Annotated in this window: 12 protein-coding genes and 1 pseudogene; 5 read left to right on the forward strand and 8 right to left on the reverse strand. The window is 46.8% G+C overall.

The annotated features are described in order from the left end of the window. The first annotated feature begins 1 nt into the window (after position 1). The 3 genes from PGS38_RS02310 (at position 2) to PGS38_RS02320 (ending at position 6,253) form a co-directional block, all read left to right on the forward strand. Positions 2-3,475, forward strand: coding sequence for a DNA polymerase III subunit alpha (locus tag PGS38_RS02310; RefSeq protein WP_270475838.1), 3,474 nt, complete (start codon positions 2-4; stop codon positions 3,473-3,475). Positions 3,476-3,556: 81 nt separating this feature from the next. Beyond that, positions 3,557-4,549 carry a 6-phosphofructokinase gene (gene pfkA / locus PGS38_RS02315; protein ID WP_055226266.1) on the forward strand — a complete coding sequence of 331 codons (993 nt, stop codon included), beginning with the start codon at positions 3,557-3,559 and terminating at the stop codon, positions 4,547-4,549. A gap of 123 nt (positions 4,550-4,672) precedes the next feature. Continuing rightward, the gene (locus PGS38_RS02320) at positions 4,673-6,253 is read left to right on the forward strand and encodes a glucose-6-phosphate isomerase (RefSeq protein ID WP_022462042.1); all 1,581 of its coding nucleotides are present in this window, start codon (positions 4,673-4,675) and stop codon (positions 6,251-6,253) included. A 139-nt stretch (positions 6,254-6,392) separates the two neighbouring features. Here PGS38_RS02320 and PGS38_RS02325 read toward each other — a convergent pair whose 3' ends face one another. The 6 genes from PGS38_RS02325 to PGS38_RS02350 all read right to left on the reverse strand — a co-directional run bounded on the left by PGS38_RS02325 (position 6,393) and on the right by PGS38_RS02350 (position 10,949). Next, a complete protein-coding gene (locus PGS38_RS02325) occupies positions 6,393-6,893 on the reverse strand; it encodes a DUF4368 domain-containing protein (protein WP_117510059.1) in 501 nt (166 codons plus the stop codon). 6 nt (positions 6,894-6,899) lie between these two features. Next, a complete protein-coding gene (locus PGS38_RS02330) occupies positions 6,900-7,802 on the reverse strand; it encodes a sensor histidine kinase (RefSeq protein ID WP_119188776.1) in 903 nt (300 codons plus the stop codon). A gap of 11 nt (positions 7,803-7,813) precedes the next feature. Beyond that, complete coding sequence (locus PGS38_RS02335; RefSeq protein WP_055267780.1) at positions 7,814-8,551, reverse strand: ABC transporter permease; 738 nt, start codon at positions 8,549-8,551, stop codon at positions 7,814-7,816. Positions 8,552-8,566: 15 nt separating this feature from the next. Continuing rightward, positions 8,567-9,253, reverse strand: coding sequence for an ABC transporter permease (locus PGS38_RS02340; RefSeq protein WP_117510060.1), 687 nt, complete (start codon positions 9,251-9,253; stop codon positions 8,567-8,569). Further along, positions 9,231-10,169 carry an ABC transporter ATP-binding protein gene (locus tag PGS38_RS02345; protein WP_055267784.1) on the reverse strand — a complete coding sequence of 313 codons (939 nt, stop codon included), beginning with the start codon at positions 10,167-10,169 and terminating at the stop codon, positions 9,231-9,233. The genes PGS38_RS02340 and PGS38_RS02345 overlap by 23 nt, the downstream gene beginning before the upstream one ends. 96 nt (positions 10,170-10,265) lie before the next feature. Next, entirely contained in the window at positions 10,266-10,949 is a 684-nt protein-coding gene (locus PGS38_RS02350; RefSeq protein WP_055267786.1) for a response regulator transcription factor, read from the reverse strand. A gap of 259 nt (positions 10,950-11,208) precedes the next feature. On the opposite strand from PGS38_RS02350, the gene PGS38_RS17735 reads away from it, so the two are divergent. Continuing rightward, positions 11,209-11,526 carry a helix-turn-helix domain-containing protein gene (locus PGS38_RS17735; RefSeq protein ID WP_242998350.1) on the forward strand — a complete coding sequence of 106 codons (318 nt, stop codon included), beginning with the start codon at positions 11,209-11,211 and terminating at the stop codon, positions 11,524-11,526. A gap of 70 nt (positions 11,527-11,596) precedes the next feature. Here the strand turns inward: PGS38_RS17735 and PGS38_RS02360 are convergent. After that, a pseudogene (locus PGS38_RS02360) lies at positions 11,597-12,100 on the reverse strand (DUF6017 domain-containing protein); the annotation flags it as partial. A 273-nt stretch (positions 12,101-12,373) separates the two neighbouring features. Next, a complete protein-coding gene (locus PGS38_RS02365) occupies positions 12,374-13,279 on the reverse strand; it encodes an AraC family transcriptional regulator (protein ID WP_055267788.1) in 906 nt (301 codons plus the stop codon). Positions 13,280-13,480: 201 nt separating this feature from the next. On the opposite strand from PGS38_RS02365, the gene PGS38_RS02370 reads away from it, so the two are divergent. Then, entirely contained in the window at positions 13,481-15,268 is a 1,788-nt protein-coding gene (locus PGS38_RS02370) for an ABC transporter ATP-binding protein (RefSeq protein WP_055267790.1), read from the forward strand. Positions 15,269-15,275: the final 7 nt, after the last annotated feature.

Consider the following 15,275-nt stretch of genomic DNA (forward strand, 5'->3'; position numbering starts at 1 on the left):
GATGAGTTTTACGCATTTACATGTACATACCGAATACAGCCTTCTGGACGGATCGAACAAGATCAAAGAGTACGTTGCCAGAGTCAAGGAGCTTGGCATGAACAGCGCCGCGATCACCGATCACGGCGTCATGTTCGGCTGTATCGATTTTTATAAAGAAGCCCGCGCGCAGGGCATCAAGCCGATCCTCGGCTGTGAGGTTTACGTGGCGCCGGGTTCCCGTTTCGACCGCGAAACCAGCCGCGGAGAGGACCGGTACTACCATCTGGTTCTGCTGGCGGAAAATAATACGGGCTATTCCAATCTGATGAAGATTGTTTCGGCGGGCTTTATCGATGGATTTTACTATAAGCCGCGTGTCGACATGGAGATTCTGGAAAAGTATCACGAGGGCATTATCGCGCTTTCCGCCTGCCTTGCAGGTGAGGTGGCGCGTGCGATGGTGCGGAACCAGTACGAGATGGGAAAAGAGGCCGCACTGCGGTATGAGAAGATTTTCGGAAAAGGCAATTTCTTCCTGGAACTGCAGGATCACGGCATCTCGGAGCAGCGGATGGTCAATCAGCAGCTGATGCGCCTCTCGGCAGAAACCGGCATCGAGCTGGTGGCGACGAATGATATTCACTACACGTACGCAGAAGATGCGGATTCCCATGATATTCTTCTGTGCCTGCAGACCGGAAAGAAGATCACGGATGAGGACCGCATGCGCTACGAGGGCGGACAGTATTTCGTGAAATCCGAGGCGGAGATGGCATCGCTCTTCCCGTATGCACCGCAGGCAATCGAAAATACACAGAAAATTGCAGACCGGTGTAATGTGGAGATCGAATTTGGTGTCACAAAACTTCCGAAATTCGATGTGCCGGAGGGATACACTTCCTGGGAATACTTAAATAAGCTCTGCTACGACGGCCTCGAGGAACGGTATCACCCGGCGACAGATGAACTGAAAGCGCGGCTGGAATACGAGCTTGATACGATCAAAACGATGGGTTACGTCGATTACTTCCTGATCGTGTGGGATTTCATCAAATTTGCGCGCGACCACGACATCATGGTCGGACCGGGACGAGGATCGGCGGCCGGAAGTATTGTTTCCTACACCCTTGGCATCACACAGCTGGACCCGATGCGGTACCAGCTCCTGTTCGAGCGTTTCCTGAACCCGGAACGAGTTACCATGCCTGATATCGACGTGGATTTCTGTTTCGAACGCCGCCCGGAGGTCATCGACTATGTAACGAGAAAATACGGCAAGGACCGCGTTGTACAGATCGTCACATTCGGTACACTGGCGGCGCGCGGTGTCATCCGCGATGTCGGCCGTGTGCTGGATATGCCGTATGCACAGGTCGATTCGATTGCGAAGATGATTCCGAATGAGCTGAATATCACGATCGACAAGGCACTGCAGATGAACCACGAGCTGCGGGAGCTGTATCAGGGCAATGAAGAGGTTGCACATCTGATCGACATGTCACGGAGACTTGAAGGTCTGCCGCGCCACACGTCGATGCACGCCGCCGGTGTTGTCATCGGCTCGCGTCCGCTGGTGGAATTTGTGCCGCTCTCGCGAGGAAGCGACGGAACGATCGTCACGCAGTTCACGATGACGACGCTCGAGGAACTGGGACTTCTGAAAATGGACTTCTTAGGACTTCGGACCCTGACCGTCATTCAGAATGCGACAAAGCTCGCAGAGCGTTACAGCAATAAGAAAATTGATCTGCTTCACATCGATTACAACGATCCGAAAGTGCTCGGTATGATCGGCGCATCGAAAACGGTCGGTGTGTTCCAGCTCGAGAGTGCGGGAATGAAAAACTTCATGAAGGAGTTAAAACCGCAGAGCCTCGAGGATATCATCGCCGGAATTTCCCTGTACCGTCCGGGCCCGATGGATTTTATTCCGCAGTACATCAAAGGAAAAAACAACCCGGAATCCGTTACGTACGATACACCGCTCTTAAAACCGATTCTGGAGCCGACGTACGGCTGTATCGTCTACCAGGAACAGGTTATGCAGATCGTACAGGCACTGGCGGGCTATTCGCTTGGACGGGCCGATCTGGTGCGCCGTGCGATGTCGAAGAAAAAGGCATCTGTCATGGAAAAAGAGCGCCAGAATTTCGTTTATGGAAACGAGGCCGAGGGCGTGCCGGGCTGTATCAAAAACGGCATTGATGAGAAGACAGCGAACAAGATCTACGACGAGATGATCGACTTCGCGAAATACGCCTTCAACAAATCCCATGCGGCGGCGTACGCGTTCGTATCGTACCAGACGGCATGGCTGAAATACTATTACCCGGTTGAGTTCATGGCGGCTCTGATGACCTCCTGCATCGATAACCCGGGAAAAGTCGCAGAGTATATCTTGAGTTCCCGGCAGATGGGCATTTCCATTCTGCCGCCGGACATCAACCGAAGCGAAGGAAAATTCACGGTAGACGGCCAGGCGATCCGCTATGGCATGGCGGCGGTCAAAGGCATCGGAAAGCCGGTCATGGAGGCGATCGTGGAGGAGCGGAGTGCAAACGGACCGTTCCGCTCGTTAAAGGATTTCGCGGAGCGCCTGAGCGGAAAAGAAGTCAACAAGCGGACCGTCGAGAACTTTATCAAGGCGGGCGCATTCGACTGCTTCGGCGTGACGAGAAAGCAGCTCATGTTCGTCTACGCCAATGTGCTCGATGATGTGGCGCGCGAGAAAAAAGATTCGTTAAGCGGCCAGATGAGTCTGTTTGACTTCGTAGATGAGACGACCAAACGGTCGTATGAAACGGTGTACCCGGATGTCGGAGAATACGAAAAGAGTGATCTTTTGGCGCTCGAAAAAGAGGTGCTCGGCATCTACGTCAGCGGTCATCCGCTCGAGGAGCAGGAGGAGTGCTGGCGGAAGAACATTTCCGCGGTAACGACAGACTTCCAGCCGGATGAGGAGACGGGTTTCCCATCCGTCACCGACGGCGCGAAAGAGATTGTCGGCGGCATTATCACGGATAAAAAAATCAAATATACAAAGAATAACAAGACAATGGCATTTCTCACACTCGAGGACCTCGTCGGCAGTATGGAAATCGTCGTATTCCCGCGCGATTACGAGAAAAACGCACCGATGATGCAGACCGATGCGCGTGTCTTCATCCAGGGCCGTGTTTCCGCGGAGGATGATAAGCCGAGCAAGCTGATCTGCGAGAAAATTTTCCCGTTTGCTGGCATCCCGAAAGAGCTCTGGATCCAGTTCCCGGACAAGGAAACGTACGAGAGAGAAGTGGCGGATCTGTACCAGATGCTGCATGAATCCGACGGCAAGGACAGCGTGATTCTCTACATCAAATCGATCAAAGCGATGAAAAAACTGCCGCCGAGCCGCAATGTGCAGGCAGATGCCCGTCTGGTGGCGTCACTTCAGGCAAAATTCGGTACCGGAAACGTGAAAGTTGTAGAAAAGAGTATTGAAAAAAGGGCCTGAATGCTTTAAAATAAAACTGTGTGTGATTAATAAATAAAACTACTCGTTTATTAATGTGTGTGATGAGATGGAGGAATTCATATGGCAACGACTAACAAGGTAAAGACAATCGGAGTGCTTACCAGCGGTGGTGATGCACCAGGTATGAACGCAGCGATCCGTGCAGCCGTAAGAAGAGGTCTGCAGAAGGGCGTTCAGATGAAAGGTATCCTGAAAGGCTACGACGGACTGATGAACGAAGAAATCATCGACATGACAGCCCGCGATGTATCCGACACCATCGAGCGCGGAGGTACCATCCTTTATACCGCCCGCTGCGCAGAGATGCGTACACTGGAAGGCCAGAAACGTGCTGCAGATGTCTGCAGAAAACACGGCATCGACGGACTGGTAGTTATCGGCGGAGACGGATCTTTTGCAGGAGCGCAGAAACTGGCAGCTCTTGGAATTAACACCGTAGGTGTACCGGGAACCATCGACCTGGATATCGCCTGCACAGAATATACCATCGGTTTTGATACCGCGGTAAACACTGCAATGGAAGCCATTGATAAAGTAAGAGATACTTCCACTTCCCATGAGAGATGCTCGATCATCGAGGTTATGGGACGTAATGCCGGATATATCGCTCTTTGGTGCGGTATCGCAAACGGCGCAGAGGATATTCTTCTTCCGGAGAAATACGATTACGATGAGCAGAAGATCATCAACAACATCATCGAGAACCGTAGAAAAGGCAAAAAACATCATATCATCGTAAATGCTGAGGGCATCGGCCATTCCACCAGCATGGCGCGCAGAATCGAAGCTGCAACCGGCATCGAGACCCGTGCAACGATCCTTGGACATATGCAGCGTGGAGGAAGCCCGACATGTAAAGACCGTGTATATGCGTCCATCATGGGTGCTTACGCAGTTGACCTTCTTCTGGAAGGCAAAACAGACCGCGTTGTTGCATACAAGAACGGTGAGTATGTAGATTACGATATCGATGAGGCACTGTCCATGACAAAGACTCTGCCGGAATATCAGTGGGAGATCGCAAGAGCTCTTTCTTATAACTATACGAAATAAAAAAGTATCACGAAACAGACTGTTTTTAGCAAGCAGTCTGTTTCATTGGTATAATAGCGGGAATAAAAATGTTTCCGCGGACGGAATAGAGAGACAAAATAAAAAAACAGGAGGAACTTAACAATGGTTACCTGGAACAATCTTGATAAACTGGCTTCTTTTGAGGAGCTGAAAAAAGTGGAGCGTGTCAATCTTGCCGAGGTGATGTCCGGCGAAAACGGAGCAGAGCGCGTAAAATCTTACAGCGTTCCGATGGCAGAAGGACTTGCGTATAACTACGCAGCAAAACAGGTGAATGAGGATGTCCTTGCCGCACTCGTAAAACTGGCAGAAGAGGCACAGCTTTCTGAAAAATTTGAGGAGCTTTACAACGGTGCTGTCATCAACACCGGAGAGAACCGTCTCGTGCTTCATCAGCTGACCCGCGGCCAGCTCGGAAACACCGTTACGGCAGACGGCGTAGACAAACGTGCTTTCTACGTAGAGCAGCAGAACCGCATCGCAGAGTTTGCGAACAAAGTACATGCAGGTGAGATCACCAACGCAGCAGGTGAAAAATTCACCACCGTTGTGCAGATCGGTATCGGCGGAAGCGACCTTGGCCCGCGTGCGATGTATCTGGCTCTGGAAAACTGGGCAAAGAAAAACGGCTGCTTCAAAATGGAAGCAAAATTCATCAGCAACGTTGACCCGGATGACGCAGCAGCTGTTCTGAATTCGATCGACGTAGCACATTCCATCTTCGTTCTGGTATCCAAATCCGGAACCACACTGGAGACTCTGACCAATGAGTCCTTCGTAAAAGACGCTCTGAAAAATGCAGGCCTGGATGCATCCAAGCATATGATCGCCGTTACCAGTGAGACTTCTCCGCTGGCAAAGAGCGACGACTATCTGGCAGCATTCTTCATGGATGACTATATCGGAGGCCGTTATTCTTCCACATCCGCAGTCGGCGGCGCTGTTCTGTCCCTGGCTTTCGGACCGGAAGTATTCGCAGCATTCCTCGAGGGCGCTGCAGCAGAAGATAAACTTTCTGCAAACAAAGACGTATTACAGAACCCGGAGATGCTCGATGCGCTGATCGGTGTTTACGAGAGAAACGTTCTTGGCTATCCAAGCACTGCAGTTCTTCCGTACTCCCAGGCACTGAACCGTTTCCCGGCTCACTTACAGCAGGTAGATATGGAGTCCAACGGTAAATCGGTCAACCGCTTCGGCGAGCCGGTCAATTACCCGACCGGTCCGGTTCTCTTCGGCGAGCCAGGTACCAATGGACAGCATTCCTTCTATCAGCTGCTGCATCAGGGAACTGATATCGTTCCGCTGCAGTTTGTAGGATTCCGCAATAACCAGATGGAGACCGATGTCGACATCCAGGGCAGCACCAGCCAGCAGAAACTCTGCGCAAACGTAGCAGCTCAGATCGTTGCATTTGCCTGCGGTAAAGCAGATGAGAATAAAAACAAAAACTTCGAAGGCGGCCGTCCGTCCAGCATCATTATCGGAGATCAGGTAAATCCGAAGACGCTGGGAGCACTGCTTGCACACTTCGAGAATAAGATCATGTTCCAGGGATTCCTGTGGAACGTAAACAGCTTCGACCAGGAGGGTGTACAGCTTGGTAAAGTCCTTGCAAAACGCGTTCTGGCTCATGAGACAGACGGAGCACTGAAGGTATTCAGTGATCTGCTCAATATCTAAAAGCGTTATTTTCTGATCAGAAAAGGCGTCCTGTGAAAAAAATCTCCCGGAAAAACTCCGGGAGATTTCAGACTATAGACAAAGCCCTGCTTAGGGGCGGTGACGTAAGAAAATATTTATGTGAGAGAATCGGCGTAGTTTAGGCTACGCCGGTTTTCTTTTCTTTTTGGGCTGCTTGGGATTGCTCCCTTGCGTCCTCAAAATCAAATGCACCAATGAAGTTATAGACGATCTCGATTTCTCTGACCTTGATGCGCGGCTCATTCTCGTCCGGCGTATAAACCTCGGAGATATAAATTTTCTCCACAAACTCTCGGAGAACAGAGGCGTCAAGCTGCTGCATATCAGTGTACTTCCTGACCGCTGCAATAAACTGTCTGACATTGACTTTCTGCTTTTCCTGTTCCTTGACTTCTTGCCGAAGATATTCGACAAGGTTTGTAAGGTTAGTCTGTTCCAATTCATAGTCACGGGACAGTATATCAGCATGGCGGCTCCCTCCGTGGGCCGCCGATCCTGCGCTGGGCAAAGAGAAGCGGCGGCCTTGATTTCTCAAAGCCGCCGCTGGTTTTATGGGCGTGTCAAAAGGGCTGTTGTACGACGGCTTTTTTTCTTTGCCGTCGCCCGGCAGTTGAAACAATACTGTTTATTTGATTTCCAATGAAATGGTTAGTGTATCATTTTCAATTTTAGCGAACACATTGCCGCCGAGCTTGTCAGTTAATAGTTTTACCACAGCAAGCCCCACTCCTGTACCGCTATTATGCCTTGATTTGTCCCCGGTATAAAATCTTTCAAATAGTCGGTTTGGGTCTATTTCCACCTTACTATCAATGGGATTTTCAATGATAAAAATAGCACTCTTTTCTTTGCCTTGCTTCAAGTCAATTTTAATCGAGCCAGAGGAATATCGAATAGCATTTATAATAAGATTTTGAAAAATACGTTCTACCATACCATAGTCCGAATGGAGATAAACGGAATGATTTGGCAGACCAATTACAGGAGATATGCCTTTTGCTTCCAATGCTGGGGCGTTCTCTGTGATAAGATTTATCAGCAAATTTGTTAAGTTGAAATCTTCACGCACAGGAGTTACTTCTTTTGCGTCTATTACAGAAACATCGTAAAAGGTTTGTATCAGCGCTTTCATTCTTTCTGCTTTATTATAAATGGTTTCTATACGCTGTGTTTGACCTGCTGATAAATTCTCCTTTTTTAATAATTGTAAATGGCCAAGTATTACCGTCAGAGGGGTACGCAAGTCATGTGAAATATTAGCAATGGACTCTTTCAAATACATTTCGTGCCGTAATGTGCTTGCAATGGACTGTCTTTGCTTTTCATTATACTGGTTTAATACTGCGGCCAGTTGTTCTATATCTTTATCAACAAGAGAGATGTCCAGCATCTTTTCCGATTTTCCAGTTGTAAGATCGGTCATTTGTTTCGATAGATTACGGATTTGTCTTTTGATTTGCACATATTTGAAAAGCACTACTATCAAGACTGCGATAACTAAAATTAACAACAGCTTTATTCCAGACACCTCCCTCCTTGTTATTTGAGTTCACATTTGCGAAAGCTAATCCATGAAAAGGTTATCAAAGCAACTATCCAAACAACGCCAACTAAAATGGCCCATGGCAAAAAATAGGTCACAGAAAAAACCGCTTCCCGTATCTGATAGGTTGCCAAAAATGCAACAGGAAGATCAAACATCATTCCATACCCAAGATAAAGGCTAAGAACAAAAGTGACTAAAGCGGTAACAGCTATTGCTCTTGCAGAGCTTCTTAACCAAAAAACAATCCAGATTGCAATAAGAAAAGTCGCACTGTTCAAAAGCAGAGAATATAAAATCGCCTTACTGACCTGATAACAAAGGTTGCCTGCTTCGGTAATACCAAAGCGGACACTTTCTCTTATACAACCAGCCACAGGATAAACAAGAGCCATGATATTAAATGCAATTAAGTATGAGATTACTTTAGCAAAGAAAATGGTTTTTCTCGAATGTCCTGCATTGACCTCAAGATCAATCGTCCGACTGGAAAATTCCTGTCCTAAAATCAGAGCTAAAATACTGGATATAATAATCAGGAGAAAGGTTGAATCGTAAACCATTCCATTAAAAATATCTGCGAGGGATGTAGCAGCCCCACCCATAGGCCCCATAGCTTCCGGGACATAAGTATCTGCGGTAAAAAAACCAATCAAAAATATCCCTATTAAACCGCACCAATAAAAGATATTATGTGATAATTGATATTTTTCCATTTTCAGTAAGTTGTTCATTCCCACACCTCCTTGTTATTTCAAATCCGAGCGTCGGAACCACAGATAAGTACCTAAGCATAATGCCAGTACCCATAAAAAATCTGAAAACATGAATTGCCCGCCGGATATGTTGGATTGTTGCAATGCCATAAGCCGAAGCTGGCCCATAGGCAATATTTGTGAGATAAGCTGCACTTGATCTCCATTCATCAAAAAGACCATTAAGAAAAAGAGTACCATCGGCACAGCCATACTCTTTCCTATATCACGGAAAATGAAGGCAAAGAAAAAAGGTAATAGGCACATTGCAAATTGCGAAGCAATCACCATTACAACTATGCCGATGCTTGCCAATGCTCCTTTAGTGACAAACGTACCAATTATGCTATGTAACAACAGTGGAAAAGACAGGATAACCATGCAGGCGATTTGATGAACTACCAGCTTCGCAAATAGTATCTTTCCGCGTCGATGTCCGGCATTGATATATGATTGTAATGTTCTTCTGCCAAAATCATTTCCAACAAACAGGGCAGAAAAGATGATTGTGAGGAAATATAGGATTGGCATATTGTATATCGAAGCAAAGAAAAGGTTGGATGTTTCCCCAACGCTATCCAGTAACAACACACTACTTAAAAGGAGATTAAACAATCCTATCCCCCAAAAATACCAGCTATGGAACAGCTTATAAAATTCAGCTTTTAGGAGATTTGACATTTCCTGTCCCTCCTATTTTGCTTAAAAAGTAATCTTCTAATGTATCACCGGCCACAGAAAGACCTGTAACGAGAATATGTGCATCTGACAAAGCAGCAGCCACTTTTTCCATATCATCGAGATAATCATATAGGCGAATTATGCCATCTGGCATCAGCTTAAAACTATCTGTGTGTAGCGTTTCTTCCAAAACGATCAGAGCTTTTTGTGGATCAGTTGCCTTTATTGCGATATGCCGTTTGCAACGATCATTTAGTTCTCGATCTGATATTTCTTCGATAATTTTGCCTTTGTCTATTAAAATAAACTCTGATGCTGTCTGATACAGTTCCTCTAAGATATGGCTGGATACCAATATCGTCATTCCGTATTCCTTATTCAAGGACTTTAGCAAATTACGAATTTCCACAATTCCAGCAGGATCAAGCCCATTGATCGGTTCATCCAAAATAAGAAATTCTGGTGTATTTAATAGTGCGATTGCAATACCCAATCGCTGTCGCATCCCCAGCGAAAAATTACGGACAGCTTTTTTCCCGGTATCTTTCAGACCTACCATGTCTAAAGTTTTTTGGATAACTGCTTTGTCAGGGATACCACGTTGGATACGCTGTATCTCCATATTTTGATAAGCGGTCATTGTCGGAAAAAGCGCAGGTGTTTCGATCATGCAACCGATCCGCTTTCTCTGTTCCTGCAATTCCTTTTCGACGGTTTTCCCCCACAACGATAAGGTGCCGCTTGTCGGAAACGCTAATCCTGTAACCAATCTCAAAAAGGTGGTCTTTCCTGCTCCATTTTGGCCTATGAAGCCATAAATTTTCCCTTTTTCAATTTTCAAATCAATATGATCTAAGGCAACTGTGTGCCGGTATTCTTTTGTTAAGTCATGTGCTTCCAAAATAACAGAACTCATGTTGTCATCCTCCTTTACATTTTAGTGTAAGGGGAAATCATAAAGAATTTCTTAATTTCTATTTGGAAACCATAAAAAAAGCATAAAGCCAAGAGCTTACCCCTCGGCTTTATGCAAACGGTATCCAATGCCCCACACAGTATCTATAAACTCTTTATCCGGGCAAATGGCTTTCATCTTGTTTCGCAAGTTGCTAATATGGACATTCAAGGTGTTGTCCTCGCTGATATACTCTGTATTCCAAACACTTTGAAACAAATTCGCCTTTGAGAAGATCTTGTCCGGGTATTTCATAAGCAATTCCAGTATAGCAAATTCTTTCGCAGTTAAAGGTAACTCCGCCCCTTGTAGCATAGCTCTGTTGCCGTCTAAATCTAAAACCAAATCATTGCACTTCAAAGATGACGGCGTGCTGTTTTGAAATTGAATCCGGCGTAAGTTGCTTTCAATTCTGGCGAGAACTTCTTCCATATCGAAAGGTTTTGTAATGTAATCATCCGCACCAAGCCGCAACAAATCAATCTTGTTCTGTGTTGTTTCCTTTGCTGAAATTACTATGACAGGAACCGTTGAGAATTTACGAATATCCGCAAGTATAGTATCACCACTCCGATAAGGCAGCATTATATCAAGCAGAATAAGATCAATCTGATGTTCTTGTATGCAGTCTAACACATGAAGCCCATCATACTGACAAAGCACCTCATATCCATTTCCCTGTAAAAAATCAGCCAGCAATTTGCTGATCTCTAAATCATCCTCAACAATCAAAATTTTCATGTTGTTCTATGTTCACCTGTCTTATGTCAGCATTGTACTACACTTTTTATCTCTAATAGATTTAATTATATTTCCTTTCAGGAGAGAATACAAGGCATAAAATATGAATTATTAGATGTTAGAAGAACACATTTCTATTGCTGGGTACACTGGAAATATGAAACCAAAAGCCAGCAAAAGCCCCTCCTGTCTACGCATTTAGGGGGCAAAAAGCCCACGGAAATCAAGGCTTTTCGGCGGTGGTCGATGGGGTGGCAGAATGATTTATCAAATACCCGTCGGAACGGGCTTTGAAATGCGTAGGAAAATCTTTCCGGCGCTGGTTTTCCCGCCGGTTCTGTGGTATGCTGGAATAAGACAAAAAACGACAGGAGTTGACACGATGGCCGAACAGGAAATGTTACTGGACACAGCTACCATCAGGGCCGCCGTCGCCGGTGAGCTATGGGCTAAACAAAAAGTGATCGAACACTACACCCCCATGATCGACGAGTTGGCCGTTGACGAAGATATGAAGCAGCACCTTATTCTGAAACTGTTGGAAGAACTGCCTAACTTCCCAATGGGGCAGGCATAAGAAAAAGAGCGCCGGACGCAGAGGCTTTGACACCTCCGCGCCCGGCGTTTTGGATAATTGCCGATTATGTCATAGCAAACTCGATGTGAGAGCTGTCCAGCTTCATAAACTTGGATTTCACCAGCTCTGCCGGGTAATCGTCCCCGGCAATACGGATGGTCTTGCGGACGCTGCACACGGTTTCCACCAGCAAGTCCACGATCTCGTCCAGCGTTTCCCGGTCAATGCCCTTGGCGTGCTGGCAAAGGTGTTCGTACTCGATGTTGTCCATGATGATCTCACGATAAATCTCTATGGCGCTCTGTGATTTCGCTCCCGTTCCTTTCCGTTCCGGCGGCTGTGCCGCTTCGTCCTCCGAGGGGAAGGGTCGGGAAAGGATAGGAATGGAATCGGTAATTGATACATCCGTAGTTGTTTTTTCTTTACTTGATATATCTTTATTTAATTGCATTGGATTTTCCAATGTCGGGTTTCCCGGTGTCGGATTATCCGATGTTGGATTTTCCAACACCGAGTTTTCCAATCCCGGTGCCGCCTCGTCCGGCTGCTCTGGCCGGGGCTGGGGCTGTTCAAAGGCCCGGTCGCTGCCGGAAGTGAAGTACATAGGCCGTCGCCTTCTTTCTGCGTTTGGGCAAAAAGAAAAGCCGCAGACTTTTTCAAAATCTGCGGCTTAGCCGGGGAACAGAAAAGGGCGCTGTCATGCTTGACAACACCCTGTTTCTGTCTGATTATTCAGTTGTTTTGACCTGCCCCGTTTTCCGCTGCCCTAAAAAACATTGATTTTACTGGTTTTTTTCATGTTTTCTTATGGCAACGCTCTTTTTTGCAGGGTTTTTTCATTTTCAGATTATCCCAGCTTCGCCGGGAGAGACGAGGAAACCGTGGTCTGGTGCTTTTGACGGAATTGCCGCGGGGTGATCTGGTACCGCTTTTTAAAGGTGCGGATCAGATGACTGCAGTCCGCAAAGCCGGTCTCGGCTGCAATATAGTTCAGGTCATAGTCGGTAAAAAGAAGCAGGTTTTCAACCTTGTTCAGGCGGATAAACTCGATATACTGCTTACAGCTCTGCCCGTAATGCTTCAGAAAAAGTTTGGCAAAATAGGAGTAGCTCATGTTGTATTTATGTGCCAGTGCCTCGATATTGATGTTTTCCTGGGAATGGCGGTCGAGATAGACGAGGATATCCTGCATACTCTGTTCCTCACTCTCGGAAATCGATTCGGGATTGAAACAGATTCCCTGGCAGTGCCAGATACGCAGAAGCCGGAGAAACAGTGTGGAAAAGAGAGAATAGATATAGGCATCATAACCGTATTTCTTTTCAAGAGCCTCCCTCTCAAGGGTTACAAAAAAATCATGGAGATTCAGCTCTGAGAGATCTTCCTGCGTAAACAAAAGCGAAGGATAGGTCATTGTGGCGATTTTATGGAAAGCAAAGCTCAGGTTCGGAAGGTAGCTTCCGGTGAGCTGGATGCGGTTCAGGTTGAATTTGATACAGAAATAGCGGAATGGCCGATCCTGGTCTGCGGCAAGTGCGTGGACCGTCTGTGGAGGAAACAGGATGAAAGAGCCCGGTTTTATGTGGTAGACGGAATCGTTGCAGCTCACGAGAAGAGAACCTTCCTGCAGATAAAGAACCTCCGTAAAATAGTGCCAGTGGGATTTGACCGGCATGGAAAAACTGTCGGAGCAGCAGGAAAAGGCTTCAATCGGCGAGTGCAGGATGTCACTGTATTCAAAAAGATTCTTCAACGGAAAAGTCCCCCTTCAGGTAAAAAATATTCAGTATTTTTCTGGGAATATCAGTTTCGGAAAAATAGAAACATTCTATTTTTGTACAGTCGCATTATATCATATCCAAATGAAAATTGATACAATGGCGAAAGCATTTGAAAGAAAATTAATGCTGAATTTGGTAACTCAATTTCCTAAGATAAGGGGGGATATGAAAACATGAAAAGCAACACGAAACAATTCCCGAAAAACAAAATTGCGTGGCTGTGGGAAAACATGGAGGGAAAACGGGCGCTGTACTTTGTCGGTATTCTCGGAACCGTTTTGTACAATATTCTGCAGCTTACGATTCCCTATTTTTCGGGAAAAATTGTGGATCTGTTTTTAACTGGGGAGAACGCGGCGACAAATCTTCAGGTACACCGTGACCTGCTTTACCGCTTGCTGTTTGCGATGGTCGGCTTTACGTTCCTGCGTGTTATCGTTGTTTATGGCAGCTGTATGATCTATGAGACGGTGTCGCAGAGTGTTCTGTACCGGGTGCGGAATTATCTGTACGACAAGCTTCAGCGTCAGGATATGACGTTTTACAGTACCTATCGGACAGGAGATCTGATGACACGGCAGACAGGAGACCTGGATGCGGTGCGTCACATGGTTGCATGGGTTGTACGAATGGTGGTTGAGTCATTTTCTCTGTTTGCTGCAGCGGCCGTTTTCTTCCTGTATACGAACTGGAAGCTGGCACTGTGCGTTCTTGTGATTTCACCGTTTGTATTCTGGATTATCTATCTGTTCCGGAACCGCGTTGCCCCGATGCATGCGGCGCTGCGTGAAAAACTGGCACAGATGAATACATGCGCACAGGAGAATATTTCCGGAAACCGCGTTGTCAAAGCGTTTGCAAGAGAAGATTACGAAATCGAGAAATTCGACCGTGCCAATACCGACTATGCGGAGACGAATAAGGCAACCGGAATGGTATGGCTGAAATTTTTCCCGATTGTCGAGAGTATTGCGAACCTGATGCCGGTTGTCCTGCTCGCAGTCGGCGGTGTTTTTATGATCAGAGGACAGCTTACTATGGGAGACTATGTGGCATTTTCAGGCCTCATCTGGGCAATCGCCAATCCGATGCGTCAGATGGGAAATATCATGAACGAATTTCAGCGGTTCTCAGCAGCGTCGAAAAAGGTCATGGAGCTGTATTACTCCGAACCGAAAATCAGGGACGAAGAAAATGCCGTTTCCCATCCGGAGCGGTTTGAAGGCAAAATCGAGTTTGATAACGTTTCCTTCCAATACGAGGATGGTGATTTGCCGGTTCTGCACAATATTTCCTTCACGGCCCATCCGAACGAGACGGTTGCGATCATGGGCGAGACCGGCTGCGGCAAGACATCGCTGATCAATCTGATCCCGCGGTTTTATGAGCCGACAGAAGGACAGATCCGGATTGACGGAATTCCTGTAGAACAGCTGAAGCTGTATGATCTCCGAAAACAGATCGGACTTGCCACGCAGGATGTTCTGCTGTATTCTGACACGATCGAGGGAAACATTGCCTACGGCGATGATTCGATCAAGATGAACGAGGTTGTCAAGTTTGCAAGGTATTCCGCTGCGGCAGATTTCATTTCAAAGATGCCGGAGGGCTACGATACCCTGGTTGGAGAGCGCGGTGTTGGTCTTTCCGGAGGCCAGAAGCAGAGAATTTCTCTGGCAAGAGCACTGGCGATCCGTCCATCGGTTCTGATTCTTGACGATACAACATCGGCGGTTGATATGGAAACAGAGAAACAGATTCAGCAGTCCTTACGGGAGCTTGATTTTCCATGTACCAAGATTGTGATTGCACAGCGAATTTCGACAACGAAAACAGCGGACAAGATTATTGTTCTGCAAAATGGCTATATTGAAGAAATGGGAACACATGAGGAACTGATGGAGAAGAAGGGTTACTATTATGAACTGGTGAAGCTGCAGACCGGTGTGGATGAACTGTAGGAGGGGA

Origin of the sequence: Fusicatenibacter saccharivorans (genome assembly GCF_027667425.1) — a bacterium.
Lineage (GTDB): Bacteria > Bacillota > Clostridia > Lachnospirales > Lachnospiraceae > Fusicatenibacter > Fusicatenibacter saccharivorans.